Source organism: Bradyrhizobium sp. ERR14 (assembly GCF_014198235.1).
Classification (GTDB): domain Bacteria; phylum Pseudomonadota; class Alphaproteobacteria; order Rhizobiales; family Xanthobacteraceae; genus Bradyrhizobium.
In genome coordinates this window covers 102,890-126,786 of the sequence record NZ_JACIHD010000019.1, presented here as the reverse complement: position 1 = coordinate 126,786, position 23,897 = coordinate 102,890, and the positions used below count along the sequence as shown (strand labels likewise).

Here is a 23,897-nt window from a genome sequence, read left to right as displayed (position 1 = left end):
GGGAGATCACGGCATAAGCCGTCCAGCCACTGCGCAGGGAAGGCCGAGTGATCGGCACCACCTGTATGCTGCTGTGCGGTTCTTCCTGCGCGTGCCTATTGCGCAGCAGACCGCGGGTGCGAGCCAGCACCCGGCCTTCCCTGCGCCCTCTTGGATGAGAGGGTCGCGAGACCAAGCAAAGCTCGGGCGAATGCGCCGCGAGGCCGAAGAGGCGTGTCTGCGAGCTGAGCTACGTGCCACAAACCAGATCTCGTAGGGTGGGCAAAGCGCAGCGTGCCCACGCCTTGTCGCTCATGGAGGGAGATCGTGGGCACGGCAGCGCCTTTGCCCACCCTACGGCACCGCCGCTGGGATGTGCACTAGAGTATCGCAATGACGATGCTGAAGCAGGAGATCTCACTCCATGACCGTCACCCTGAGTTGCGCTCGGCGGCGCAACCGCGCCGCGGAGCAAGCCGCGAAGGGCGACGGCCCGGCTGCCAGCTCGGCCGTACATCCTTCGAGGCTCCCGATGGAGCGCTTCGCGCCCCATCACTCGCGCCTCAGGATGACGGGATCACAACCAATTGTCTTTATTAGGAAACGATCATTCCCTAATACACCGCAATGCAAAAAGACGCCCGCCGATCCCCGTCTGCCGCCCGTCCGCCCGGTCGTCCCCGGGAATTCGACATGGATACGGCGCTGGACCGCGCCGTGCGGATGTTTCGCGAGCGTGGCTATCATGCGACCTCCATCGGCGACCTCGCCGCGGCGATGCGGCTGGCGACGGGGAGCATCTACAAGGCGTTTCGCGACAAGCATGCGGTGTTCCTGGCTGCCTTCGAGCGCTATACGGCGCTGCGCCAGGAGCAGACCCGCAGCGCCGCCCAGCGCGGCACAAACGGCCGCGATCGGGTCCGCAATTTGCTGCTGTCCTATGTCGCGCAGTCCCAGGGCGCCGAGGGGCGGCGCGGTTGCCTCGTGGTCGGCAGCGCGGTCGAATTGTCGGCGGTCGATTCCGTCGTGGCCGCCCGCGTCGGCGCGCAGCTCAAGACCAACGAAGATTTCATCGCCGGCCTCATTCGCGAGGGGCAGGCCGACGGCTCGATTCCCGGTCATGTCGCGGCCGATGACACCGCGCGGCTGATGATCTGCATCACGCAGGGCCTGCGCGTCGTCGGCAAGGCGCGACTGCCGCTCGACGGGACCCGCCTCGTCGGCGTCGCGATGAAACTGCTCGCCTGAATTTATGTCCTATTAGGGAATGATCGTTCCCGATTTCGGAGACCGTACGTCATGACGATGAATGCCACGATCGAGACCGCGCCCGGGCCGGATGCGGTGTCGCAGCGCCTGACCTTCGTGCTTGCCGCGGCCTGTGGCATGATCGCGGCCAACATCTACTACGCGCAGCCCCTGATCGCCCCGATCAGCGCCGCGCTCGGCCTGTCGCACGCAGCGGCCGGGCTGATCGTCACCATGACGCAGATCGGCTACGGCACCGGGCTGCTGCTGATCGTGCCGCTCGGCGATCTCGTCGAGAACCGTATCCTGATCTGCTCCGTCATCACGCTCGGCGCCGCGGCTCTGCTCGCCGCCGCGTTCGCCACCCATGCGCTGCCGTTCCTGATCGCCGCGCTGTTCATCGGCCTCGGCTCGGTCGCGGTGCAGATCATCATTCCCTACGCCGCGCATCTGGCGCCGGAAGCCATCCGCGGCCGTGTCGTCGGCAATGTCTCGACCGGGTTGATGCTCGGCATCATGCTGGCGCGTCCGGTGTCCAGCTTCGTCACCGCGGCGCTGTCGTGGCACGCGGTGTTCTTCGCCTCCGCCGGGTTGATGATCGTGCTGACGGCCGTGCTCTGGACGACGCTGCCGAACCGCAAGCCGGTGACGCGGATGCACTATGGCGAGCTGTTGCTGTCGATGCCGCATCTGGTGCGGGCGACGCCGCTGCTGCGGCGCCGCGCGCTCTACCAGGCGAGCCTGTTCGGCTGCTTCACTTTGTTCTGGACGGTGGCGCCGCTCCAGCTTGCGGGCGCGTTCGGCTTCACCCAGCGCGGCATCGCGTTGTTCGCGCTCGCCGGCGTGGCCGGCGTGTTCGCGGCGCCAATCGCCGGACGGCTCGCCGATCGCGGTTATAGCCGCATCGCGACGCTGGTCGCGATGTTGCTCGCGGCCGGGGGCTTCCTCGTGACCTATATCGGCGCGCCCGGCTCGATGCTGAATCTGGTCTGTCTGGTTGCGGCGGCGATTGCCATCGACGTCGGTGTCCAGGGCAACGTCGTGCTCGGCTTCCGCGCTATCTTCGCGCTCGGGCACGAGCACCGCAGCCGCCTCAACGGCCTCTACATGGCGACGTTCTTCACGGCCGGTGCAGCCGGCTCCGCCGTCGGCGCCTGGGCTTTCGCGCAAGGCGGCTGGACGCTCGCATCGGCCATCGGCCCCGCTCTGCCCGTCATCGGCTTGCTCTATGCGGCGACCGAATAGCCGCCGGCCGCGGCAATTGTGCGATGCGGGCGTTTACCAAGGCTCGCAGACGAAGCCGCGGGCGGCGCAATTTCCGTCTCGCGATTTCGGTGCCGCTGTAGTACTTTGGTCTCAAGCGGGCCAGGTTAATGGGCGGCAGGGGGAGGCTGATGAGGCGTGCGGGGCTGTTTGGCGTACCGCGGGTACGGCCATGGTCGTGGCAGGCGTTTCTGCTCGGATGCGTCGTTGTCGCCATGTCGGCTGCATTTCAGGGCATTTGCGTCGCGCTCGGCGCAAAGCTCTATTTTGCAGCATTCCTGCCCGGCCTGTTCATGCTCGGCATCGTTGCGGGCACGCCGGCGGCGGGATTTGCCGCGCTGTTCACCATTCCCCTGGTGTGGTGGGCGTTCATTCCGCCCTTCTTCGAGTTCAACGCGCTGAGCAGCGCAAATACCGATTCCATCAACCTGTTCTGTCTGCTCGCGGTACTGCTGATTGGCCTCGCCGATCTCTGCCGCGAGACCATGAGGATCGTCAGCCAGGGCGGGCTGAAGTCCCCGGGCGAGAGCGCGGCAACGAATCCGCAATAATTCGCCTTTGCACGACGGTGCGCGTTGCCTGCGCGCAACAGTCCGGCAACCATCCGCAAGCTTGCCGCGCGCCGCTAACTTTTCGAAAAAGATTTGGCCGCAGGTTCTCCCCCGGGAATGACGAGGGAGTTTTCGGACATGAACGGTCAAGCCATCTTGGAGAATGTGCGGCGCTACCGCGGTATCGCATCGCTCTATCGCCAGACCGCTGCGTTCCGCCCGGGCCAGAGCTGGTCGCTGCTGGAGCAGGCGAAGGATTGGGAAGCGCGGGCGTTGTCGGAGCTGGAAGCCTATTTCGCGTTGCGCGCGGACTACGCCGCTCCGCTCGCAGCCTGATTGTTAACCATCGCTCACGATATGATCGTCAGATCGGGTGCGGGCACCACGAATTGTCCGCCCCAGGCGCGAACCTCCGCCAGCTGGCCGATGATCTCGTCCTTCAGATTCCACGGCAGGATGAAGACGTAATCAGGCCTGGCCGCGATCAGGGCGGCGGGATCGCGGATCGGCAGATGCGTTCCCGGCAGCAGCAGGCCCTGCTTGTGCGGATTGCGGTCCACGGTGAACGGAATCAGCTCGCGCGTGACGCCGCAATAATTGAGCAGCATGTTGCCCTTCGCGGGCGCGCCGTAAGCCAGCACCGTCTTGCCCGCGCGCCCCGCCGCGACGAGGAAGTCGCGGATCGTCTCGCGCTTGGCCGCCACCTTCGCCTGAAAATCACGATAGATCGCGGGCTGGTCGAGCCCCGCCATGGTCTCGCGCAGGCGCAAATTCTCGAGTGCAGGCGAGGCTCTCGGAGGCGCAGTCTCGCTGCAGACGTGCAGACGGAGCGAGCCGCCATGCGTCGGCAATTCATCCACGTCGAAAACGCGCAAGGCGTGTGCGCGAAAGACCGTCTCGAGGGTCGCGAGCGAGAAGTACGACAGATGCTCGTGATAGATCGTGTCGAACTGGATGGCTTCGATCAGATGCAACAGATGCGGAAGCTCCAGCGTCGCGCGCCCGGTCTCGGGCAGGAGAATGCGCAGGCCCGCGACGAAATCGTTGATGTCGGGGACGTGCGGCAGCACGTTGTTGGCGACGATCAGCTCGGGCCCGTGGCCTTCGGCGCGCAGCGCGGTCGCGACATCGCGGCCGAAATAGTAGGTCCGGGTCGGAATCCCCTTGGCGGTCGCAGCGGCCGCCGGGCCTCTGGCCGGCTCGATTCCGAGCGCGCGGATGCCGGCGCGCTGGAAATATTGCAGCAGATATCCGTCATTGCTGGCGATCTCGATCACCTCGGACGCTGCGCCGAGCTTCGCGCGGGTGATCATCTCGGCGGCGTAACTCTCCGCGTGTCGCAGCCAGCTCTCGGAATAGGACGAGTAGTAGAGATACTGCGCGAAGATGTTGGCCGCAGGCTCGAATTGCGGAAGCTGCACCAGCCCGCAGGCACCGCACGCACGGGCATGCAGCGGATAGGTCGGCTCAGTCGCATCCGCCCGCTCCGGCGGCAGATAAGAATTCGCCAGAGGCGACAGGCCGAGATCGACGAAGGTCTCGTCGAGCTCCCGCGTGCAGAAGCGGCATCGATGCCTGTCCATGAACGGATCGTCCCGTTGTGCCGTCGTGCCGCGGCTGTTAGTGAATTCCCTCAAGCCACGGAAATTCCGACAACGTTGCGCATGATGCAACCCAAAAGGCGTTTCGGTGAACCGACGTTCGCAACGGCGGCGTCGCGGCGCGGAGGCCCGGGATGAAGTTCACTGCATTGGCTCTGCCGGGCGTGGTTGAAATCGGGATCGAGCCGGAGACTGGCGCGCGCGGATTCTTCGCCCGGCTGTTCGACGCTGGGGCCTTCGCGGCGCAGGGCCTGCCGACGCATTTCGCGCAACACAGCCTGTCGCGCAACGAACGCGCCGGCACGTTGCGCGGCCTGCATTATCAGGCCGGCCGGCCGGAGGCCAAGCTGGTGCGATGCGTGGCCGGCCGTGCCTTCGACGTGATCGTCGATCTGCGTCGCTCGCTGCCGACCTACGGACAATGGTGCTCGGTCGAGCTCGCCGCCGATCGCCGCAATGCCGTGTTCATTCCCGCTGGATGCGCGCACGGCTTCCAGACGCTCGTCGATGGGACCGAGCTGATGTATTGCATCGATGTGCCCTATGACGCGCAAGGCGCGGCCGGCATTCGCTGGGACGATCCATCGCTGGCGATCGATTGGCCGCTTGCCGATCCGATCCTGTCCGCGCGCGACCGCGCGCTGCCGTGTCTCCCATGAGACGGGTGCTGGTCACGGGCGCGTCGGGCTTCGTCGGCCGTGCGCTGCTGCCTGCGCTTGTCGGTCGCGGCTTCGAGGTCCACGGCGTCGCGCGCTCGGCTCACCCGGCAGCGGCCGGCGTGATCTGGCATGTCGCTGATCTCCTCACCGAAGCCGGCCGCGCGCATGCGCTATCCGCATCGCGTCCGACCCATTTGGTTCATCTCGCCTGGGAAGCCCGGCCGGGCCGCTATCGCGAGGATCCTGTCAACCGTCTCTGGGCCGAGGCGAGCATTGACCTGTTGTCACGGGCGCGAGCCTGCGGCACCAAGCGCATCCTCGGCATCGGAAGCTGCCTCGAATACGGACCGCAGAGCGGCCTCTGTGAGGAACGCACCAGCCAATGCCGTCCGACGACATTGTACGGACAGGCCAAGCTCGCTACGGCCGAAGCCTATGTCGCGGCGGGCGCCGCCTGGGGCCGGGTGTTTGTCCCGTTCGGGCCGCACGAGCCCGAGGCGCGCCTGATCCCTTCGCTGATCCGGAGCCTTCGCGCAGGAGCGAATTTCGATTGCTCGCATGGCGGGCAGCTGCGCGATTTCGTCTATGTCGATGACCTCGCGCAGATGATCGCCGCCGTGCTCGACAGCGAAATCTCCGGCGTCGTCAATCTCGCCAGTGGCGAAGTGCGCAGCCTGCGCAGCGTGATCGAGCATGTCGCAGGTCTCCTCAAGGCAAGGCATCTGGTCAGGTTCGGCGCCGTCGATGCAACGGGTGTCGACGCCGAGCCGATCATTGCCGCCGACGTCCGCCACCTCCGCGGCGTGATCGCGGGCGTGCCGGTCATCGGTTTCGAGGCGGGCGCTGCGCGCGATCTCGCATGGTGGATCGACCGTCTGCCGGGGAGGGGATGACGTGCGATCTCCCCGCAACAGGCCGGCGGCAAGCGGCACCCGTGGCAATTACGGAGTTGTCTGGCTGGGTGCCTGTGCTAGCAACGGGCCGACCGAAATCTCCCTCACGTCGGCCGGGGCAAGCAATGATCACGTTCAACCGCATCTTCACGACCGAGCGTCTGCTCCAGATCATCGTGATCCTGGCGGCGACGGTTGCCATGAAGCTGATGAGCTGAACGCGGGCTGGTTATCGCGCGCCGAACTCGGGCACGTCGGGCAGATAGTTCGACCCTTCCGAGCCCAGAAAATCGAACATCGCCTGCGCCGGCGGCAGCAGCACCTTGTCGCTGCGGCGGATCACGTACCATTGCCGCACGATCGGCAGGCCCGCGACGTCGAGCACGATGAGCCGGCCCTCGGTGAGCTCATGCGCCACCGTGTGGGCCGAGATAAAGGCGATGCCGAGCCCGGCGATGACGGCCTGCTTGATGGTCTCGTTGCTGCTCATCTCCATGCCGATGATCGGCTCGAGATCGGACTTCTGGAACATGCCCTCCATCAGCGTCCGCGTGCCCGAACCGGGTTCGCGGGTGAGGAAGGTCTCGTGCACGAGGTCGGTCAGGTTGAGGCCGGAATCGTTCTCCAGCCAGTGCCCCTTGCGCGCGACGATGATGTGCGGATTGCGCCCGAGCTGGCGGACGTCGACCGTGACGTCGGCCGGTGGCCGACCCATCACCGCGAAATCGAGGTCGTAGCCGTGCATGGCCTCGCGGATCTCCTCGCGATTGCCGATGGTGAGCTTGATCTCGATCTTGGGGTACCGCTTCGAAAAGGCCGCGATCGCATGCGGCACGAAATATTTCGCGGTCGAGACCGCGCCGAGATGCACTATGCCGCCGGTCCGCCCGGCGAGCAGATCGAGGGCGCCCTGGCAGTCCATGATGGCGGCCTCGACGCGTTCGGCCAGCGTCAGCACCTCCTTGCCCGCCTCGGTCAGCAGCATGCCGTCGCCGGTCCGCTGCACCAGCGGCAGGCCGGCGAGGTCCTGAAGCTGCCGGAGTTGCTGGGTCACGGCCGGCTGGGTCAGCCCGAGATGGCCGGACGCGGCCGTCACGCTGCCCTTGGCCGAGAGCGCCGCAAGCGAGCGCAGCTGCCGGATCGTCAGATGCCGGAGCTGGGCCGCCGCGTGGCCGGGGCCATTATAAGAAAATTCTTTGACGCTCATTATGAATAGAAATTTTCCTTATTAAGCTGCCCCTGTCAATCTCCTGATGCCGGGACTGACCGTACCGACCTCCAGAGGGGAGGGAACTGGATACGGCGCCGGCAAAGGGGATGCGCAGATGACCGGGCAACTGAGGCTGGACGACCACCTTCAACGGTATTCCGAGACCGCACCTCACGCGCTCGCCGTGGCGGCCGCGGTCGATGCCATCGCGGCAGCGGCGATCGAGATCGCCGACCTCATCGCCACCGGAGATCTCGCGGACGCCTCCGGCCTGACCACCGGCCGCAACAGCGACGGCGACGTCCAGCGCGATCTCGACGTGCAGGCGGATGCGATCCTGCGCCGTTGCCTCAGCAAGCTGCCGGTCGCGGCGCTCGCCTCGGAAGAGATGCGCGAGGCCCAGATCGGCGATCGCGAGGCGAAGATCTGCATCGCGATCGATCCGCTCGACGGCTCCTCCAACATCGACATCAACATGACGGTCGGCACGATCTTCTCGATCCTGCCCGCGCCCGATGACCTCTCGCTCGCCTTCCATCAACGCGGCTCGGCTCAGCTTGCGGCAGGCTTCGTCACCTACGGGCCGCAGACCTCCCTAGTGCTGACGCTCGGCGAAGGCGTCGATATCTTCACGCTCGATCGCAAGGCGGGCTGCTTCCGCCTCGCGCGCAGCGGCGCGCAGATCGCCGAGGCCTGCGAGGAGTTCGCGATCAACGCGTCGAACCGCCGGCACTGGGATTCGCCGGTGCGTGCCTTCGTCGACGAGTGCCTCGCCGGCGTCGAGGGGCCAGCCAACCACAATTTCAACATGCGCTGGGTCGGCTCGCTGGTCGCCGAGGCCTATCGCATCCTCACCCGCGGCGGCATCTTCCTCTATCCCTCGGACGCGCGTGCCGGCTATGGCGACGGCCGCCTGCGCCTGACTTACGAAGCGCATCCGATGGCTATGATCATCGAGCAGGCCGGCGGCTCCGCCACGACGGGGCGCGAGCGCATCCTCGATCTCGCGGCGCAGAGCCTGCACCAGCGCGTGCCGCTGATCATGGGATCGAGCAACGAGGTGCGCCGCGTCGAGGAGCTGCATTGCGATCCGCTGCTGGTTGCCAGCGTCTCAGCGCCGCTGTTCGCGCGGCGCGGATTCTTCCGGCTGTAAGGAGGGCGCCCGATGTCCAGGAAGCATCCGATCATCTCCATCACCGGCTCCTCCGGCGCCGGCACCACCTCGGTCAAGAAGACCTTCGAGCAGATATTTTTCCGCGAGAAGGTCAACGCAGCCTACATCGAGGGTGACGCGTTTCATCGCTACGACCGCGCCGAGATGCGCGCGCAGATGGCGAAGGAGGCCGATCGCGGCAACAAGCATTTCAGCCATTTCAGCCCCGAGACCAATTTGTTCGAGGAGCTGGAGCGCGCGTTCCGCGACTATGGCGAGACCGGCACGGCGACGACACGGCATTACGTGCATGACGCCGAGGAGTCCGCGCTGCATGGCGCGGCGCCCGGCACCTTCACCGACTGGAAGCGGCTGCCGGAGAATTCGGACCTGTTGTTCTACGAGGGCCTGCACGGCGCCGTCGTCACCGACAAGGTCAATGTCGCGCGCTATGCCGACCTCAAGATCGGCGTCGTGCCGGTCATCAATCTCGAATGGATCCAGAAGCTGCACCGCGATCGCAGCGCGCGGGGCTATTCGACCGAGGCGGTCACCGACACCATCCTGCGGCGGATGCCCGACTACATCCACTACATCTGCCCGCAATTCACCGAGACCGACATCAACTTCCAGCGCGTGCCGACGGTGGACACCTCCAATCCGTTCATCGCGCGCTGGATCCCGACGCCGGACGAATCGATGGTGGTGATCCGCTTCAAGAACCCGCGCGGCATCGACTTCCCCTATCTGCTCTCGATGCTGCCGCAGAGCTGGATGTCGCGCGCGAACTCGATCGTGTGCCCCGGCGCGAAGCTCGATCTCGCGATGCAGCTGATCCTGACGCCGCTGATCATGCAGCTCATCGAGCGCAAGCGCAGCTTGAAGTGAACGAGGAGAGAACCCGATGAACATCTCCGTCCACGCCGAAGCCGACCTCAATGCGGTCACGCACAACGATCTCGCAAATGCCGTCCGCTTCCTCGCGGTCGACGCCATCGAGACGTCGCAGTCGGGCCATCCCGGCCTGCCCATGGGCATGGCCGATGTCGCAACCGTGCTGTTCTCGCGCTTCCTGAAGTTCGACTCGGCGCACCCCAACTGGCCGGACCGCGACCGCTTTGTGCTGTCGGCGGGCCACGGCTCGATGCTGCTCTACGCATTGCTGCATCTGACCGGCGGCGACGTCAGCCTCGACGACCTCAAGGCGTTCCGGCAATGGGGCTCGAAGACGCCGGGCCATCCGGAATATGGTCACACGCCGGGCGTCGAGATGACGACAGGGCCACTGGGGCAGGGGATCGCGACCGCGGTCGGCATGGCGCTCGCCGAGCGGATGGCCAACGCGCGACATGGCGACGGTCTCGTCGATCATTTCACCTATGTCATCGCCGGTGACGGCTGCCTGATGGAGGGCCTCAGCCAGGAGGCGCTCTCGCTCGCCGGCCATCTCGGGCTCGGTCGCCTGATCGTGCTGTTCGACGACAATGGCATCTCGATCGACGGGCCGACCTCGCTGGCAACGTCCGACGACCAGCTGGCGCGTTTCACCGCCTCCGGCTGGTCGGTGCGCAGCATCGACGGCCACGATCCCGAAGCGATTGCGCAGGCTCTCGCAGAGGAGCGGGAGACCGCAAAGCCGTCGCTGATCGCCTGCCGCACCATTATCGGATACGGCGCGCCTGATCGGCAGGGCACGCAGAAAGCCCATGGTGCGCCGCTCGGCACCGAGCAGACCGCGGCCGCGCGCCGGACGCTGGGTTGGGACTATCAGCCCTTCGTGGTGCCTGTTACCGTCCAGAAGGCGTGGCGGATGATCGGGCAACGCGGCCAGGTCGATCGGCTCGCCTGGCTCGATCGCTATGAATGCGCGACGGCCGAGCAGCGCGACATGTTCATCGAAGGCAAGGCGGTTGCCCTGCCAGCCGCCTATGCGATGGCCGCGGCGAAATTGCGCGAACGCTTTGCGTCCGAGCGGCCGAAGCTCGCGACGCGGCAGGCCTCGCAACAGGTGCTCGACGGCATCGCCGGGACGATTGCCGGCCTGGTCGGCGGCTCCGCGGACCTGACGCATTCGAATCTGACGCACGCCAAGGTGCAGGCTCCGGTCAAGAATGGCGCGTTCGGCGGCGACTACATCCACTACGGCATTCGCGAGCACGGCATGGCCGCCGCGATGAACGGCCTCGCGCTGCACGGCGGCTTCATCCCGTACGGCGGCACGTTCCTCGCGTTCTCCGACTACAGCCGGCCGGCGATCCGCCTTGCGGCCCTGATGCGGCTGCGTGTCATCCATGTGATGACCCACGACTCCATTGGCCTCGGCGAGGACGGCCCGACGCACCAGCCTGTCGAGCATCTTGCCGCGCTGCGGGTGATCCCGAACCTGCTGGTGTTCCGTCCCGCCGACGCGGTGGAGACGCTGGAGGCCTGGGACTGCGCGCTGAATTCCGAAGACCGCCCCTCCATGCTGTGCCTGTCGCGGCAGGCGTTGCCGACCTTCCGCAGCGATGCCCGCGGCAGAAACCGCGTCGCACACGGCGCCTATCTCGTCGTATCGCCGGACGGCGGCCGCGACGTGACGTTGATCGCAACCGGTTCGGAAGTCTCGATTGCACTGGAAGCCGCCCGCCTGCTCGCGACCGAGCACATCCGCGCCGCCGTGGTGTCCGCGCCTTGCTTCGCCCTGTTCGAGGAGCAGCCGGACGAATACCGCGCCAGCGTGCTCGGCACCGCGCCGCGCGTCGGGATCGAGGCGGCCGTGCAGGGCGACTGGTCGCGCTGGATCGGCACTGAGGGCGAATTCGTCGGCATGCGCGGCTTCGGCGCCTCGGCGCCGGCGCCGGTGCTGTACCGCGAATTCGGCATCACACCGCAAAGCATTGCGGAAGCCGCCCGCCGGGCGATCGCTCGCAAGCGACAATAAGGAGGACTTCACGTGGCCCGTATCACCCTTCGCCAACTGCTCGATCACGCCGCCAGCCACGGCTATGCCGTGCCGGCGTTCAACATCAACAATATGGAGCAGGGCATCGCGATCATGCAGGCGGCGGCCGAGGTCGATGCGCCCGTCATCATCCAGGCCTCGCGCGGCGCGCGCAGCTACGCCGGCGATCTCATGCTCTCGCACATGATCGATGCGCTGGAGCGGACCTATCCGGACATCCCGCTCTGCATGCACCAGGACCACGGCAATGACGAAGCGACCTGCGCCTCCGCCATTGCGCACGGCTTCACCTCCGTCATGATGGACGGCTCGCTCAAGGCCGATGCCAAGACGGCGGCCGACTATGACTACAACGTCGCGATCACCCGCCGCGTCGTCGATCTCGCCCATTGGGTGGGTGCCTCCGTCGAAGGCGAGCTCGGCGTGCTCGGCTCGCTCGAACATGGCGGCGGCGAGCAGGAGGATGGCCACGGCGTCGAGGGCACGGTCAGCCACGACCAGCTCTTGACCGATCCCGACCAGGCGGTCGACTTCGTCCGGGCCACCAAGGTCGATGCGCTCGCCATCGCGATGGGCACCTCGCACGGCGCCTACAAGTTCAGCCGCAAGCCGGACGGCGACATCCTGGCGATGCGGGTGGTCGAGGAGATCCATCGCCGCCTGCCGAATACGCACCTCGTCATGCACGGCTCGTCCTCGGTGCCGCAGCCGCTGCAGGACATGTTCAACCAGTTCGGCGGAGAGATGCCCCAGACCTGGGGCGTGCCGGTCGAGGAGATCGTCCGTGGCATCAAGAGCGGCGTGCGCAAGGTCAATATCGACACCGACTGCCGCCTCGCGATGACGGCCGTGTTCCGCAAGGTCGCCGCTCAAACGCGCTCCGAGTTCGACCCGCGCAAATTCCTCAAGCCCGCAATGGACGCGATGCGCGAACTCTGTCGCGATCGTTTCGAGCAGTTCGGCACCGCGGGCCATGCCAGCAAGATCAAGGTCATTCCCTTGAGCGAGATGGCGCGGCGCTATCGCGCCGGCGAGCTCGATCCGCGCATCGATGCCCGCGAGCCCGTTGCGGCCTAGTCAATCGGAAACAACAGAGAAAACAACAGGAGAGAGACATGAACGCACATGCAGGCACGGTTCGCGGCAAAGAGCGCTATCGCTCCGGCGTGATGGAATACAAGCGCATGGGTTATTGGGAGCCCGATTACACGCCGAAGGACACCGACGTCATCGCGCTGTTCCGCGTGACACCGCAGGAGGGCGTCGACCCGATCGAGGCCTCGGCTGCGGTGGCAGGTGAATCCTCGACCGCGACGTGGACCGTGGTGTGGACCGATCGCCTGACCGCGGCGGAGAAGTACCGCGCGAAATGCTACCGCGTCGATCCCGTGCCGGGCACGCCGGGCTCGTATTTCGCCTACATCGCCTACGACCTCGACCTGTTCGAGCCGGGCTCGATCGCGAACCTCTCGGCCTCGATCATCGGCAACGTGTTCGGCTTCAAGCCGCTCAAGGCGCTGCGGCTGGAAGACATGCGTTTCCCTGTCGCCTATGTGAAGACCTTCCAGGGGCCGGCGACCGGCATCGTGGTCGAGCGCGAACGGCTCGACAAGTTCGGCCGGCCGCTGCTGGGCGCGACGGTGAAGCCGAAGCTCGGGCTTTCGGGCCGCAACTATGGCCGCGTGGTGTACGAGGCGCTGAAAGGCGGACTCGACTTCACCAAGGACGACGAGAATATCAACTCGCAGCCCTTCATGCACTGGCGCGACCGTTTCCTCTACTGCATGGAGGCGGTGAACCGCGCGCAGGCGGCTTCGGGCGAGGTCAAAGGCACTTACCTGAACGTCACCGCGGGTACGATGGAGGACATGTACGAGCGTGCAGAGTTCGCCAAGGAGCTCGGATCGTGCATCGTCATGATCGACCTCGTGATCGGCTACACCGCGATCCAGTCGATGGCCAAATGGGCGCGGCGCAACGACATGATCCTGCATCTGCATCGCGCCGGTCACTCCACCTATACGCGGCAGAAGAGCCATGGCGTGTCGTTCCGCGTCATCGCCAAGTGGATGCGGCTCGCGGGTGTCGATCACATCCATGCCGGCACGGTGGTCGGCAAGCTGGAAGGCGACCCCAACACCACGCGCGGCTATTACGATGTCTGCCGCGAGGACTTCAATCCGACCAAGCTCGAGCACGGCCTGTTCTTCGACCAGAACTGGGCGAGCCTGAACAAGATGATGCCGGTCGCCTCCGGCGGCATCCATGCCGGCCAGATGCATCAGCTGCTCGACCTGCTCGGCGAAGACGTCGTGCTGCAATTCGGCGGCGGCACCATCGGCCATCCCATGGGCATTGCGGCCGGCGCGATCGCCAACCGCGTGGCGCTGGAAGCGATGATCCTCGCCCGCAATGAGGGCCGCGACTACGTCCACGAGGGTCCCGAGATCCTGGCCAGGGCGGCCGAGACCTGCACACCGCTGAAGGCCGCGCTCGAGGTCTGGAAGGACGTGACGTTCAATTATCAATCCACCGACACGCCGGACTTCGTGCCGACCGCGCTCGAAACCGTCTAGGGAGACGCAGCATGAAACTCACTCAGGGTTGCTTTTCGTTCCTGCCCGATCTCACCGACGACCAGATCTATAAGCAGGTGCAGTATTGCCTTGGCAACGGCTGGGCGGTGAATATCGAATTCACCGACGATCCTCATCCCCGCAACACCTATTGGGAGATGTGGGGCCTGCCGATGTTCGACCTCCAGGACGCCGCCGGCGTGATGATGGAGCTCGCGGAGTGCCGCAGGGTGTATGGCAACAAGTACATCCGCATCAGCGGCTTCGATTCCAGTCATGGCTGGGAATCGGTGCGGATCTCCTTCCTCGTCAATCGGCCTCCGCATGAGGCGGAGTTCGAGCTGGTGCGGCAAGAGGTGGGCGGCCGCGCGATCCGTTACACCACTGTGCGGAAACCCGCCCACGCGTCGACTTAACGATCCGCTTCCGCGCGGAGCTCTCCCTGCTCCGCATCCTTGGCGGACCAACTGCTTCGCCGCTCCCCCGCGGCGAAGCTCTTTTCTTCGAGGGTAGCCATGCTCGATGTTCCCCACGCAACCACGACTGAGCCCAACAAGACCCAATTCGATCTCCGCAAGGAAGCCGAGGCGGCCGGGATCACCGACACGCTGCAGCAGCTCGAGCAGGAGCTGATCGGATTGAAGCCGGTGAAGAACCGCGTGCGCCAGATCGCCTCGCTGCTGCTGATCGAGCGCATCAGGCAGCGCGCGGGCCTGGCATCGGCTCCGCCGACGCTGCACATGTCGTTCACAGGCAATCCCGGCACCGGCAAGACGACCGTCGCGCTGCGCATGGCCAAGATCCTGCACGGGCTCGGCTTCGTGCGGCGCGGGCAGGTGATCTCGGTGACGCGCGACGATCTCGTCGGCCAATATATCGGCCACACTGCGCCGAAGACCAAGGAGATCCTGAAGAAGGCGATGGGCGGCGTGCTGTTCATCGACGAAGCCTATTATCTGCATCGCCCCGACAACGAGCGCGACTACGGTCAGGAGGCCATCGAGATCCTGCTCCAGGTGATGGAGAACCAGCGCGAAGACCTCGTCGTGATCCTCGCCGGCTATGGCGAGCGCATGACGAGCTTCTTCGCCTCCAACCCCGGCTTCCGCTCCCGCATTGCCCACCACATCGAATTCCCTGATTATGCCGAAGCCGAGCTGCTCGTCATTGCCGAGCTGATGCTGAAGGAGCGGGGCTATCGCTTTTCGGCCACGGCCCGCGAGGCGTTCGAGAAATATATCGCATTGCGCCGGACCCAGCCGTTCTTCTCCAATGCGCGTTCGATCCGCAACGCCGTCGACCGCATCCGCTTGCGGCAGGCCGATCGCCTGGTGTCCGACCTCGACCGTATGCTCGATGTCGACGATCTCGAAACTATCGATCCCATGGACGTCCTGGCGAGCCGCGTCTTCAGCGGCGGCGCCGATGCGCGGAGTGCAAAGCCATGACCAGAGAGATCATGATTGCTCCCTCGATCCTGGCCGCGGATTTCGCGCGCCTCGGCGAGGAGATCGCCGCAATCGACACGGCCGGCGCCGATTGGATCCATTGCGACGTCATGGATGGACACTTCGTGCCCAACATCAGCTTCGGTGCCGATGTCATCAAGGCGATCCGCCCGACGACGAAGAAGATATTCGACGTGCATCTCATGATCGCGCCTGTCGATCCCTATCTCGAGGCGTTCGCAAAGGCCGGGGCTGACGTCATCACGATTCACGCCGAAGCCGGCGCCCATCTCGACCGCTCGCTGCAGGCCATCCGTGCCCTCGGCAAGAAAGCCGGCGTCAGCCTGTGTCCCGCGACTCACGAGAGCGCGATCGAATATGTGCTCGACCGCATCGATCTCGTGCTGGTGATGACGGTCAATCCGGGATTTGGCGGCCAGTCCTTCCTCGAATCCCAGCTCGAGAAGATCGAACGGATCAAAGCCATGATCGGCGACCGGCCGATCCGGCTCGAGGTCGATGGAGGTGTCACGCGCGACAATGCCGCTGCCGTGGCGGCAGCGGGTGCCGATACGCTGGTGGCGGGTTCCGCCGTGTTCCGCGGCAAGGGCGTTGCCGAATATGCCGCAAATATCGAGGCCATTCGCATGGCCGCCGAGACGGGCCGGATTACTAAGCTGCAAGATATTTCTACGCAGCCGCTGCGCGTCAGCGAGGCAGGCCGTAGCCGGTAGACTACGGAAGGCGCAAGCCGTGGAAGATCCGCCCGTGCCGGTTGTCCCACGGCGTGGCACTTATCTCCGGGGTTCCACGGAGGTTGCGGCAAAAAGCGATCGCGTCTTTCAGGTCGGGGTAACCAACGCACTCGAGGCGAAAATTCGATTAACGCCCGCGCAATGCTGTGCATCGCAACCTGCGTGCAGGAATGCCAAGAGAGCGCGGGGATGCGGATCAAGGCTATTGCCAGGCATGAGGCCTGCACGCGGCATGGGGCGATGGCGTGAGCATGCATCGCTTGTTCGCCGAGCAGCTTCGCTGCGCGACCGATGCGGCCGGACATGTCGACGTCCTCAAGCTGGGCGAGCTCGTCAGCGCGGCCTATGACGCGAGCGATCGCGACCGCCAGCGGATGACCGACGCACGCGCTCACTCGCACGATGAGGTCGAGCTTGATCTGCTGCGAACCCAGGAGTTCCTCGACACCATCGTCGAGAACATTCCGATCGCCGTCTTCGCGAAATGCGCGAAGAGTTCGCGCTATATCCTGCTCAACCGCGCCGGGGAAGACTATTACGGCATGCCGCGCGAACAGATGCTCGGCCGAACACCTGAAGAGATATTCCCGGCCGACGTCGCGCGCGTGGTCATTGAACAGGATCGTCGAGTCGTTGCCAGCGGCATGCCGATGTTCCTCGAGGAGCATCTGCTCGACATCGGCGTCAAGGGCCACGACCGCGTGGTCAATTCACGCAAGATGCTGATCGCGGATGGCGCCGGCGACCCGCAATATCTGGTCGGTGTGATCGAGGACGTCACCGAGCGCGTCACCACCCGCGAACGCATCAGCCATCTTGCGCATCATGATGCGTTGACCGACCTGCCGAACCGCAGCGCCTTCAACGCCGTGCTCGGCGAACGGCTGGAGCGGGCGCAGGAGGCGGCGACCAGTTTTGCCGTGCTCAGCCTCGATCTCGATCGCTTCAAGGAAGTCAACGACGTGTTCGGCCACCCCGTCGGCGATCTGCTGATGCGGGCGGCGGCGGACCGGCTTGCCGAGGAAGCCGACGGCGCCTTCGTCGCCCGTATCGGCGGCGACGAGTTCATGATCCTGATGCCCGACGACATCAGCCGCGATGACGTTCTGGCGCTCGCCGAACGCCTGGTCGAGAGCATCGGCCAGGAGCTGGAGGTCGACGACTATCTCTCCCATGTCGGCCTTAGCGTCGGCATCGCGTTCTATCCGGACGACGGCGTGAATGCCGCCACGCTGCTCGCCAACGCCGACTCGGCGCTCTATCGTGCCAAGCGCGAGGGCAGGGGCAGGGTGCGCTTCTTCGAATCCGAGATGGACCAGGAGCTGCGCGACCGCAGGCTGTTGCAGCACGATCTGCGACAAGCGCTGGAGCAGAACCAGTTCCTGGTCTACTTCCAGCCGCAGGCGCGGGTGGATGGCGAGGTCATCGGCTTCGAGGCTCTGCTGCGCTGGAACCACCCGACGCGCGGCTTCGTGCCGCCGGACCAGTTCATTCCGCTCGCCGAAGAGAACGGGCTGATCGTCCAGATCGGCGAATGGGTCTTGCGCGAAGCCTGCCGCGAGGCGGCATCCTGGCCGCGGCCGCTGCAGGTCGCCGTCAATCTGTCGCCGATCCAGTTCCAGGCCGGCGATCTCGAACGTTCGATCCACCAGATCCTGCTGGAGACGGGGCTGACGCCGACGCGGCTCGAGGTCGAGATCACCGAGGGCGTGCTGATCGGCGATTTCACCCGCGCGCTCAATCTGCTGCGGCGGCTGAAGGCGCTCGGCATCCGCATCGCGATGGACGATTTCGGCACCGGCTATTCCTCGCTGTCCTATCTCCAGTCGTTCCCGTTCGACAAGATCAAGATCGATCGCAGCTTCATCTCCAATCTCGAGGCGACGCCGCAATCGGCCGAGATCGTCCGCGCGGTCCTGAGCCTCGCGCACGCGCTGCATATCCCGGTCATTGCCGAGGGGGTGGAGACGGAAGCGCAGCGTGCCTTCCTGGCGGGGGAGGCCTGCGAGGAGATGCAGGGCTATCTGGTCGGCCGACCCGCCCTGATCGAGCGCTATCTCGACCTGGTCGGCATGACCGTGGAGAGCCGGCTCTACGCCTAGCCTTCCGGTCCAAGGCGCGGTTCATTTGGAACTTTGGCCCGGACATATATTTCCTAACAACGAGCCGAGGTCAGGCGCGCGGTCGGCGCAGCAAATCTTTTGCACAATCGCCATCGGCCTGACGCAAATCGGGGCAATAAGCCTTGTGAGTGCGAGGGAGGGTCTCATGGAGAACGTACGTCGCTACCGGGCGCTGGCGTCCCTCTGTCGTCAGCAGGCGGCCTACCGGCCGCTTCAGAACTGGGAACTCCTCGGCCAGGCCGAACATTTCGAATATCTCGCTGAGGTCGAGCTCAAGGCGCATTTCGATGCGTGCAATGTGCAACACGACGAGGGCGCTGCCGCGCCCGCGACGTGGGAGACCCCGGTCGCGGCGTGACGGCGCCGGGCCGGCCCGGCTCAATGCGACATCAGCGTCGGGACCGTCATGGCCTGCAGCATGGCGCGGGTGACGCCGCCGAGAACGCGCTCCTGCAACCGCGAATGGCCGTAGCCGCCCATCACCAGGAGATCGAGCCCCTCATCGGCCGCCAGTGACAGGATGGTCGGCTGGATGTCGGCGCGCGTCGCTGACAGGCCGACCGTGCGGGTCGACAGTCCGCGCCGGCCGAGGTGTCTTGCCAGACCGTTCGCTGAAGCTTCGTCGGAGACCGCGGCGGCCTCGTTGATGGTGATGATCACGATCGCATCGGCGCGCGCCAGGAACGGCGCCGCGTCGTGCACGGCGCGGGCCGCGAGGCGGCTGCCGTCCCAGCAGATGCCGATCCGGTTCGCCTTGAAAGGTCCATGGAAGGTGTAGGGCAGGAACAGCACCGGGCTGCCCGCCTGGAACAGGATCTCGCCCGGCACGTCGTTGTCGAACGAGCTTTGCGCCGGATCTGGCTGCAGCACGACGCTGAGGTCGTGCAGTCGTGCCATCTCACCGAGCGAGCCGGCTGCATCCACCGGGATCGCGCCGAGCGCGCGGCAGCCGTAGGAGATGCCGGCGTTCGCCGCTTCGATGCCAAACACCGCGAGCGCGGCCTCGGCCCGCTCGACTGCGCGCTCGCGCTCCAGTTCGAACACGGCCGCCACCGCGGCGCCGCCTTCCATTACGTAAGCCGCACTGGTTGCCACATAGCCGATCGCAACTGCGTCGAGATGGGCGTTGAACTGCGCCGCGAGCGAAATCGAGCCGTCGATCGCGGAACGCATGGGACGTTCGGTGGGAATGTGAACGAGAATGTCTTTGTACATGGCGCGCCTCCGATGAACATCAGCCGGTGGCCGCAGTTTTTCACCGCCGGAAGGGCCCGCGTTGAGCTGCATCAAATGCGCAGGGGAGGGCTTGCGCTGGGGCGCGCGCATTGTTTGCCAAGATTTAATCGGATGGACGGGACGTCGTAAGGTGACGATGGCCATGTTGGAGGCAAGGCGACACCTTATCCAACATGGACATTTCGACATGAACGATCGCGTCAATTCCGACACCACGACGTCCCGCAGGATCTTGAGGCCGCGCCGGCTTGCGCTGCTCGGCACCGTGGCCGCGCTCGGCGTGGCCGTGCTGGCGGCTGCTCCCGGCTCTTCGCCGTTCGGTCCGAGCTCCTTCATTACCCCGGCCCAGGCCGCCGAATCCGCTGCGACGCCGCCGGGCTTTGGTGACCTGGTCAGCAAGGTCAAACCCGCCGTCATCTCGGTACGGGTCAAGATCGACCAGGACAACGACAAGAGCGCGATGCTGCAGCAGAACCGGATGGATCAGGACGAGGACACCCCGTTCGACCAGTTCTCGCGGCAGTTCGGCTTCCGCGGCCCGGGCGGCATGAACGGCATGCCGCGCCAGCGCCATCAGATGATCACGGGCGAAGGCTCCGGCTTCTTCATCTCCGCCGACGGCTATGCCGTGACCAACAACCACGTCGTCGACCATGCTGAGTCGGTGCAGGTGACCATGGATGACGGCACGAGCTACACCGCCAAGGTCGTCGGCACCGATCCGAAGACCGATCTCGCGCTGATCAAGGTCGACGGCAAGAAGGACTTCCCGTTCGTCAAATTCTCCGACCAGAAGCCGCGCATCGGCGACTGGGTGGTCGCGGTCGGCAATCCCTTCGGCCTCGGCGGCACCGTGACTGCCGGCATCGTCTCCGCCAGCGGCCGCGACATCGGCAACGGCCCCTATGACGACTTCATCCAGATCGATGCGCCCATCAACAAGGGCAATTCCGGCGGCCCGGCCTTCGACATGAGCGGCAACGTGATCGGCGTGAACACTGCGATCTTCTCGCCCTCCGGCGGCTCGGTCGGCATCGGCTTCGACATTCCGGCCTCGACCGCAAAGCTCGTCGTCGCGCAGCTGAAGGACAAGGGCGCGGTGACCCGTGGCTGGCTCGGCGTGCAAGTGCAGCCGGTTACCGCCGAGATTGCCGACAGCCTCGGCCTGAAGGAGGCGCGCGGTGCGATCGTCGACAATCCCCAGGATGGCAGCCCGGCGGCGAAGGCCGGCATCGAGGCGGGCGATGTCATCACCGCCGTCAACGGCACCGCGATCAAGGATTCCCGCGACCTCGCCCGCACGATCGCGACCCTTGCGCCTGGCAGCTCAGTGAAGCTCGACGTCTTCCACAAAGGCGACAGCAAGACGGTGACGCTCGCGCTCGGCGAACTGCCGAACGAAAGGCAGGCCAAGGCCGATGTTGGCAAGGACCAGCCGGGCCCCGGCACGCCGCGCCTCGGTCTTGCTTTGGCTCCGGCCGGTGACGTCCAGGGCGCTGGCCAGAAGGGCGTTGTCGTCACCGAAGTCGATCCGCAAGGGCCTGCGGCGCAGCGCGGCATCCAGACCGGCGACGTCATCCTCAATGTCGGCGGCAAGGCCGTCGCCAATGTCGGCGATGTCCGCTCCGAGCTGGCGCAGGCCAAATCGTCCGGCAAGCGCAGCGTGCTGTTGCAGGTCAAAGGCGCGCAGGCGACCCGCTTCGTCGCGGTCCCACTCGCCTGAGGCGAACCTCGATCGGCATAGATCAAGAAAGGCGGCCCTCGTGGCCGCCTTTTTCGTTCGCCTTCAGGACAGCCGGGATGCGATCGATAACATTCTCGTTAACGGCAGCGACGATGACGCGGTTCGTCCGAAAAAGCCGTGTTCGCTCATCAAAGTTCCGAACCGTGCAGGTCGCCGGCGGCAACGATGCCACCGGGACGCAAGCGTGGAACTTCGAACTTGCCGCCGGCTTCTGGAACTGGCCGCTGGTTCGCATTTGATCGGTGCCGACATGGATCGATTGAAGCTCTCGCTGAGGAGTGCGCTGCTCGTGGCGCCATTCGTGCTGTGGGGCGGAGACGCTCTCGGGCGGGACGACGGCCGCTACGCGGATTCACCCCTGAAGCCCTGGTTCGACAGTTTGCGCAGCCACCTTGGTCCGTGCTGCTCGGATGCGGATGGCTTTGCCGTCGCCGATCCCGACTGGGAGTCGCATAACGGGCATTATCGCGTGCGTCTCGACGGCGAGTGGATCGAGGTGCCGGACGAAGCCGTCATCACCGAGCCGAACCGGGCCGGCCGCACCATGGTGTGGCCGGTGAAGACCGCGTTCGGGGTTTCGATCCGCTGCTTCATGCCGGGCAGCATGATCTGACGCGGGTCAGGGTCAGCGCTTGCTGGATTTGCGCTTCGACGATTTCTTGCTTGTCTTCTTCGTCGTCCTCTTCTTGGACGTCTTCTTGGAAGTCTTCTTGGCAGCCTTCTTCGGGACCTTCTTGCCCTTCTTGCGTGCCTTCGACAGTCCGATCGCGATCGCCTGCTTGCGACTCTTCACGCGTCCGCCACGGCCTTTGCGACCGCTCTTTGCCGTGCCCTTCTTGTAGCGGCGCATCTCGCTCTCGACATCACTGCCGGAGCTGCGCGAGTAGCGGCGTTTCTTTGCCTTGCGTGCCATGCATGTTCTCCCTTGGCCGGGGAGAACCATTCGACACGGGCATGGTTCCCGAAGGACGCGGACAGCGTTCCAGGCGCAGCCTAGAAGGAATTCGCCAGCTCGATCTCGGCTTCCAGCACCTGGATGCGACGTGCGGCCTCGCTGAAGGACAGATCGCGCGCATATTGCGCGGGCTGATACGCTTCTTCACTCAGCCGTTTCAGCCTGAGCCCCTGCGACCGTGTCATCTGCTCGGCGAGGAAAACCCTGGCGTCGTATTTGCCTTGAACCTGCATGTCGCTTCTCCGCTCTGAAATCGTGACTTGACTATATGTTCTTATTTTGTTCTAACAAGCTATGGACAACAGAATTAATGAAATTCGACGTCAAATCAGCGCCTTGAGGGTTGAGATGGCCGGCGTCGAGGCCTCCGTGCGCGATCTCATCAACGGCGACCGCGATTGCGTCCAGCAGGCCTTGGCGCAGATGGATTTGCGCCGGAAGGTCAATTTGCTGATCGGCGAATGGAAGGCTGCCGGCGGTGGCGATGTCCTGCCTGACGTTCGCGACCGGGTGCGCCTTCGTCTCGTGAAGACAGTCATTAGTCCCGAGCGCGCGAGCACGCGGCGCTGAAACCTTTTGGGGGCGTCGTGGAGGAAGACCCGGACACTTACCGGATCTTGAGGTTGCGCGCCGAGATTCTCGAATTGGGTTCTGCCATCCGGCAATTGCAGCGTGCCGGTCTCGATGATGCTGCGGCCCAACTTCTGATCGGACGCAAGCGGGCGCAGCTCGAACAACTCGTGAAGACGAATGCTGCGAACCGCGCGCTCAACTCTGAAACGCGTCGCCCGTAATGAGCTGACGCGGGCGCTCGACGCTGTTGGCTCAAGAAACGAGAAAAAAGCCCCGCGTCGCGGCGGGGCTTTTGATGTCGTGTCGGCCTGAGCTCACTTGGTATTGCTTATGCCCTTGCTGCTCTGGTTCGTCATGGTGCCGCCCTGGTCCGAGCCGGGCCCGGAGCCGCCCTGGCCGGAAGGATCCGCGCCCTTCGAGGCCTTGGTGTTGGCGCCGGTGGTCTGCGAGGACGACATCGATGATCCGTGTTTCGCCTTGTGCGACTTGGCCTGTGCGGCGAGCGGCGCGGCGGCGAGGCCGGTGGCCAACATTGCGGTGAGAACGAGCTTGGCCGTTGTCATGCGGGGAACTCCCTGAGTTAAATTGACGCAGGCAGCCAACCTCCATTTGCCGAAGGAGTTCCCGACAAACGCATCTGCCGCGCGCACGCGCGCTTCAAGATTGCTTGTCCTCAGCGAGGATGAACACGACGCCGGTGAGTGTCGCGCCGATCGCGAACGTCGTCACCAATGTGAGGGCGAAGACGATTACGGCCTGGCTTCCGCCGTGATCGAGCAGCCTGGCGACGGCGGGATTGGACAGGATCAGCGCGAGGCTGAAGGCGAGGCCGAGGGCTGCGCCCATCATCGCATGCGTCATCAGCTTGATGAGGCCGGTGGGAGAGATCAGGTCCGACGACTTTTTTGCGCGCATGGGAACTGCATCCCGAACTGACATGCAAACGCGGACGATATTCACCGGTTCCAAACGCATGAAGGAATTGT

The 23,897-nt window shown here is 65.1% G+C and carries 27 protein-coding genes; 20 read left to right on the top strand and 7 right to left on the bottom strand.

Annotated features, from left to right (window positions below; all coding sequences use genetic code 11):
• Positions 1–606 precede the first annotated feature (606 nt).
• From GGD62_RS33060 to GGD62_RS33045, 4 genes are all read left to right on the top strand, one after another.
• Entirely contained in the window at positions 607–1,227 is a 621-nt protein-coding gene (locus GGD62_RS33060; protein ID WP_183712355.1) for a TetR/AcrR family transcriptional regulator, read from the top strand.
• Positions 1,228–1,278: 51 nt separating this feature from the next.
• Positions 1,279–2,472, top strand: a complete 1,194-nt coding sequence (locus GGD62_RS33055; RefSeq protein ID WP_183712353.1) for an MFS transporter — start codon at positions 1,279–1,281, stop codon at positions 2,470–2,472.
• A gap of 149 nt (positions 2,473–2,621) precedes the next feature.
• A complete protein-coding gene (locus GGD62_RS33050) occupies positions 2,622–3,041 on the top strand; it encodes a hypothetical protein (RefSeq protein WP_018321773.1) in 420 nt (139 codons plus the stop codon).
• Positions 3,042–3,179: 138 nt separating this feature from the next.
• Positions 3,180–3,377 (top strand): hypothetical protein, encoded by a 198-nt coding sequence (locus GGD62_RS33045; RefSeq protein WP_026202615.1) that lies wholly within the window; start codon positions 3,180–3,182, stop codon positions 3,375–3,377.
• Between the two features lie 14 nt (positions 3,378–3,391).
• Here the strand turns inward: GGD62_RS33045 and GGD62_RS33040 are convergent, their stop codons facing one another.
• A complete protein-coding gene (locus GGD62_RS33040) occupies positions 3,392–4,624 on the bottom strand; it encodes a class I SAM-dependent methyltransferase (protein ID WP_183712351.1) in 1,233 nt (410 codons plus the stop codon).
• Positions 4,625–4,776: 152 nt separating this feature from the next.
• On the opposite strand from GGD62_RS33040, the gene rfbC reads away from it, so the two are divergent.
• Together rfbC and GGD62_RS33030 are read left to right on the top strand one after the other, a co-directional pair.
• The gene (rfbC, locus tag GGD62_RS33035) at positions 4,777–5,301 is read left to right on the top strand and encodes a dTDP-4-dehydrorhamnose 3,5-epimerase (RefSeq protein ID WP_183712349.1); all 525 of its coding nucleotides are present in this window, start codon (positions 4,777–4,779) and stop codon (positions 5,299–5,301) included.
• A complete protein-coding gene (locus tag GGD62_RS33030) occupies positions 5,298–6,194 on the top strand; it encodes an NAD(P)-dependent oxidoreductase (RefSeq protein ID WP_183712347.1) in 897 nt (298 codons plus the stop codon). Before rfbC ends, GGD62_RS33030 begins: the two co-directional genes overlap by 4 nt.
• Positions 6,195–6,423: 229 nt before the next feature.
• On the opposite strand, the gene GGD62_RS33025 is transcribed toward GGD62_RS33030, so the two are convergent.
• Positions 6,424–7,401, bottom strand: coding sequence for a LysR family transcriptional regulator (locus tag GGD62_RS33025; protein ID WP_092262524.1), 978 nt, complete (start codon positions 7,399–7,401; stop codon positions 6,424–6,426).
• 118 nt (positions 7,402–7,519) lie between these two features.
• On the opposite strand from GGD62_RS33025, the gene GGD62_RS33020 reads away from it, so the two are divergent.
• From GGD62_RS33020 to GGD62_RS32975, 10 genes are all read left to right on the top strand, one after another.
• On the top strand, positions 7,520–8,557 hold the full coding sequence (locus tag GGD62_RS33020) for a class 1 fructose-bisphosphatase (protein WP_183712345.1): 1,038 nt from the start codon (positions 7,520–7,522) through the stop codon (positions 8,555–8,557).
• 12 nt (positions 8,558–8,569) lie between these two features.
• Positions 8,570–9,445: a phosphoribulokinase gene (locus tag GGD62_RS33015; RefSeq protein ID WP_018321765.1), complete on the top strand. Its 876-nt coding sequence runs from the start codon at positions 8,570–8,572 to the stop codon at positions 9,443–9,445.
• A gap of 16 nt (positions 9,446–9,461) precedes the next feature.
• Complete coding sequence (gene tkt, locus GGD62_RS33010; RefSeq protein ID WP_183712343.1) at positions 9,462–11,480, top strand: transketolase; 2,019 nt, start codon at positions 9,462–9,464, stop codon at positions 11,478–11,480.
• A gap of 12 nt (positions 11,481–11,492) precedes the next feature.
• Positions 11,493–12,578 (top strand): class II fructose-bisphosphate aldolase, encoded by a 1,086-nt coding sequence (fba, locus tag GGD62_RS33005; RefSeq protein ID WP_092262535.1) that lies wholly within the window; start codon positions 11,493–11,495, stop codon positions 12,576–12,578.
• A 38-nt stretch (positions 12,579–12,616) separates the two neighbouring features.
• Complete coding sequence (locus tag GGD62_RS33000) at positions 12,617–14,077, top strand: form I ribulose bisphosphate carboxylase large subunit (RefSeq protein ID WP_018321762.1); 1,461 nt, start codon at positions 12,617–12,619, stop codon at positions 14,075–14,077.
• A gap of 11 nt (positions 14,078–14,088) precedes the next feature.
• Positions 14,089–14,493 (top strand): ribulose bisphosphate carboxylase small subunit, encoded by a 405-nt coding sequence (locus tag GGD62_RS32995; RefSeq protein ID WP_018321761.1) that lies wholly within the window; start codon positions 14,089–14,091, stop codon positions 14,491–14,493.
• 99 nt (positions 14,494–14,592) lie between these two features.
• The gene (cbbX, locus tag GGD62_RS32990; RefSeq protein WP_183712341.1) at positions 14,593–15,525 is read left to right on the top strand and encodes a CbbX protein; all 933 of its coding nucleotides are present in this window, start codon (positions 14,593–14,595) and stop codon (positions 15,523–15,525) included.
• Positions 15,522–16,259 (top strand): ribulose-phosphate 3-epimerase, encoded by a 738-nt coding sequence (gene rpe, locus GGD62_RS32985; protein WP_183712339.1) that lies wholly within the window; start codon positions 15,522–15,524, stop codon positions 16,257–16,259. Before cbbX ends, rpe begins: the two co-directional genes overlap by 4 nt.
• A gap of 272 nt (positions 16,260–16,531) precedes the next feature.
• Positions 16,532–18,382 (top strand): bifunctional diguanylate cyclase/phosphodiesterase, encoded by a 1,851-nt coding sequence (locus GGD62_RS32980; protein WP_210318008.1) that lies wholly within the window; start codon positions 16,532–16,534, stop codon positions 18,380–18,382.
• Between the two features lie 166 nt (positions 18,383–18,548).
• Positions 18,549–18,761 (top strand): hypothetical protein, encoded by a 213-nt coding sequence (locus GGD62_RS32975; protein WP_063203548.1) that lies wholly within the window; start codon positions 18,549–18,551, stop codon positions 18,759–18,761.
• Between the two features lie 20 nt (positions 18,762–18,781).
• On the opposite strand, the gene GGD62_RS32970 is transcribed toward GGD62_RS32975, so the two are convergent.
• The gene (locus GGD62_RS32970; RefSeq protein WP_183260008.1) at positions 18,782–19,618 is read right to left on the bottom strand and encodes a universal stress protein; all 837 of its coding nucleotides are present in this window, start codon (positions 19,616–19,618) and stop codon (positions 18,782–18,784) included.
• A gap of 208 nt (positions 19,619–19,826) precedes the next feature.
• On the opposite strand from GGD62_RS32970, the gene GGD62_RS32965 reads away from it, so the two are divergent.
• Together GGD62_RS32965 and GGD62_RS32960 are read left to right on the top strand one after the other, a co-directional pair.
• Entirely contained in the window at positions 19,827–21,362 is a 1,536-nt protein-coding gene (locus GGD62_RS32965; protein WP_183712335.1) for a Do family serine endopeptidase, read from the top strand.
• Positions 21,363–21,633: 271 nt separating this feature from the next.
• On the top strand, positions 21,634–21,996 hold the full coding sequence (locus GGD62_RS32960) for a hypothetical protein (protein ID WP_026202613.1): 363 nt from the start codon (positions 21,634–21,636) through the stop codon (positions 21,994–21,996).
• A gap of 12 nt (positions 21,997–22,008) precedes the next feature.
• Here the strand turns inward: GGD62_RS32960 and GGD62_RS32955 are convergent, their stop codons facing one another.
• Together GGD62_RS32955 and GGD62_RS32950 are read right to left on the bottom strand one after the other, a co-directional pair.
• Positions 22,009–22,296, bottom strand: a complete 288-nt coding sequence (locus GGD62_RS32955; protein ID WP_018321750.1) for a DUF6496 domain-containing protein — start codon at positions 22,294–22,296, stop codon at positions 22,009–22,011.
• An 80-nt stretch (positions 22,297–22,376) separates the two neighbouring features.
• Positions 22,377–22,571 (bottom strand): DUF3072 domain-containing protein, encoded by a 195-nt coding sequence (locus tag GGD62_RS32950; RefSeq protein WP_183712333.1) that lies wholly within the window; start codon positions 22,569–22,571, stop codon positions 22,377–22,379.
• A gap of 115 nt (positions 22,572–22,686) precedes the next feature.
• Here GGD62_RS32950 and GGD62_RS32945 point away from each other — a divergent pair, with 115 nt between their 5' ends.
• Together GGD62_RS32945 and GGD62_RS32940 are read left to right on the top strand one after the other, a co-directional pair.
• Positions 22,687–22,908, top strand: a complete 222-nt coding sequence (locus GGD62_RS32945; RefSeq protein ID WP_183712331.1) for a hypothetical protein — start codon at positions 22,687–22,689, stop codon at positions 22,906–22,908.
• Between the two features lie 17 nt (positions 22,909–22,925).
• Complete coding sequence (locus GGD62_RS32940) at positions 22,926–23,132, top strand: hypothetical protein (RefSeq protein ID WP_179735286.1); 207 nt, start codon at positions 22,926–22,928, stop codon at positions 23,130–23,132.
• Between the two features lie 93 nt (positions 23,133–23,225).
• On the opposite strand, the gene GGD62_RS32935 is transcribed toward GGD62_RS32940, so the two are convergent.
• Both GGD62_RS32935 and GGD62_RS32930 read right to left on the bottom strand, forming a co-directional pair.
• Entirely contained in the window at positions 23,226–23,474 is a 249-nt protein-coding gene (locus GGD62_RS32935; RefSeq protein ID WP_183712329.1) for a hypothetical protein, read from the bottom strand.
• Between the two features lie 94 nt (positions 23,475–23,568).
• Entirely contained in the window at positions 23,569–23,826 is a 258-nt protein-coding gene (locus tag GGD62_RS32930; protein ID WP_092262548.1) for a hypothetical protein, read from the bottom strand.
• Positions 23,827–23,897: the final 71 nt, after the last annotated feature.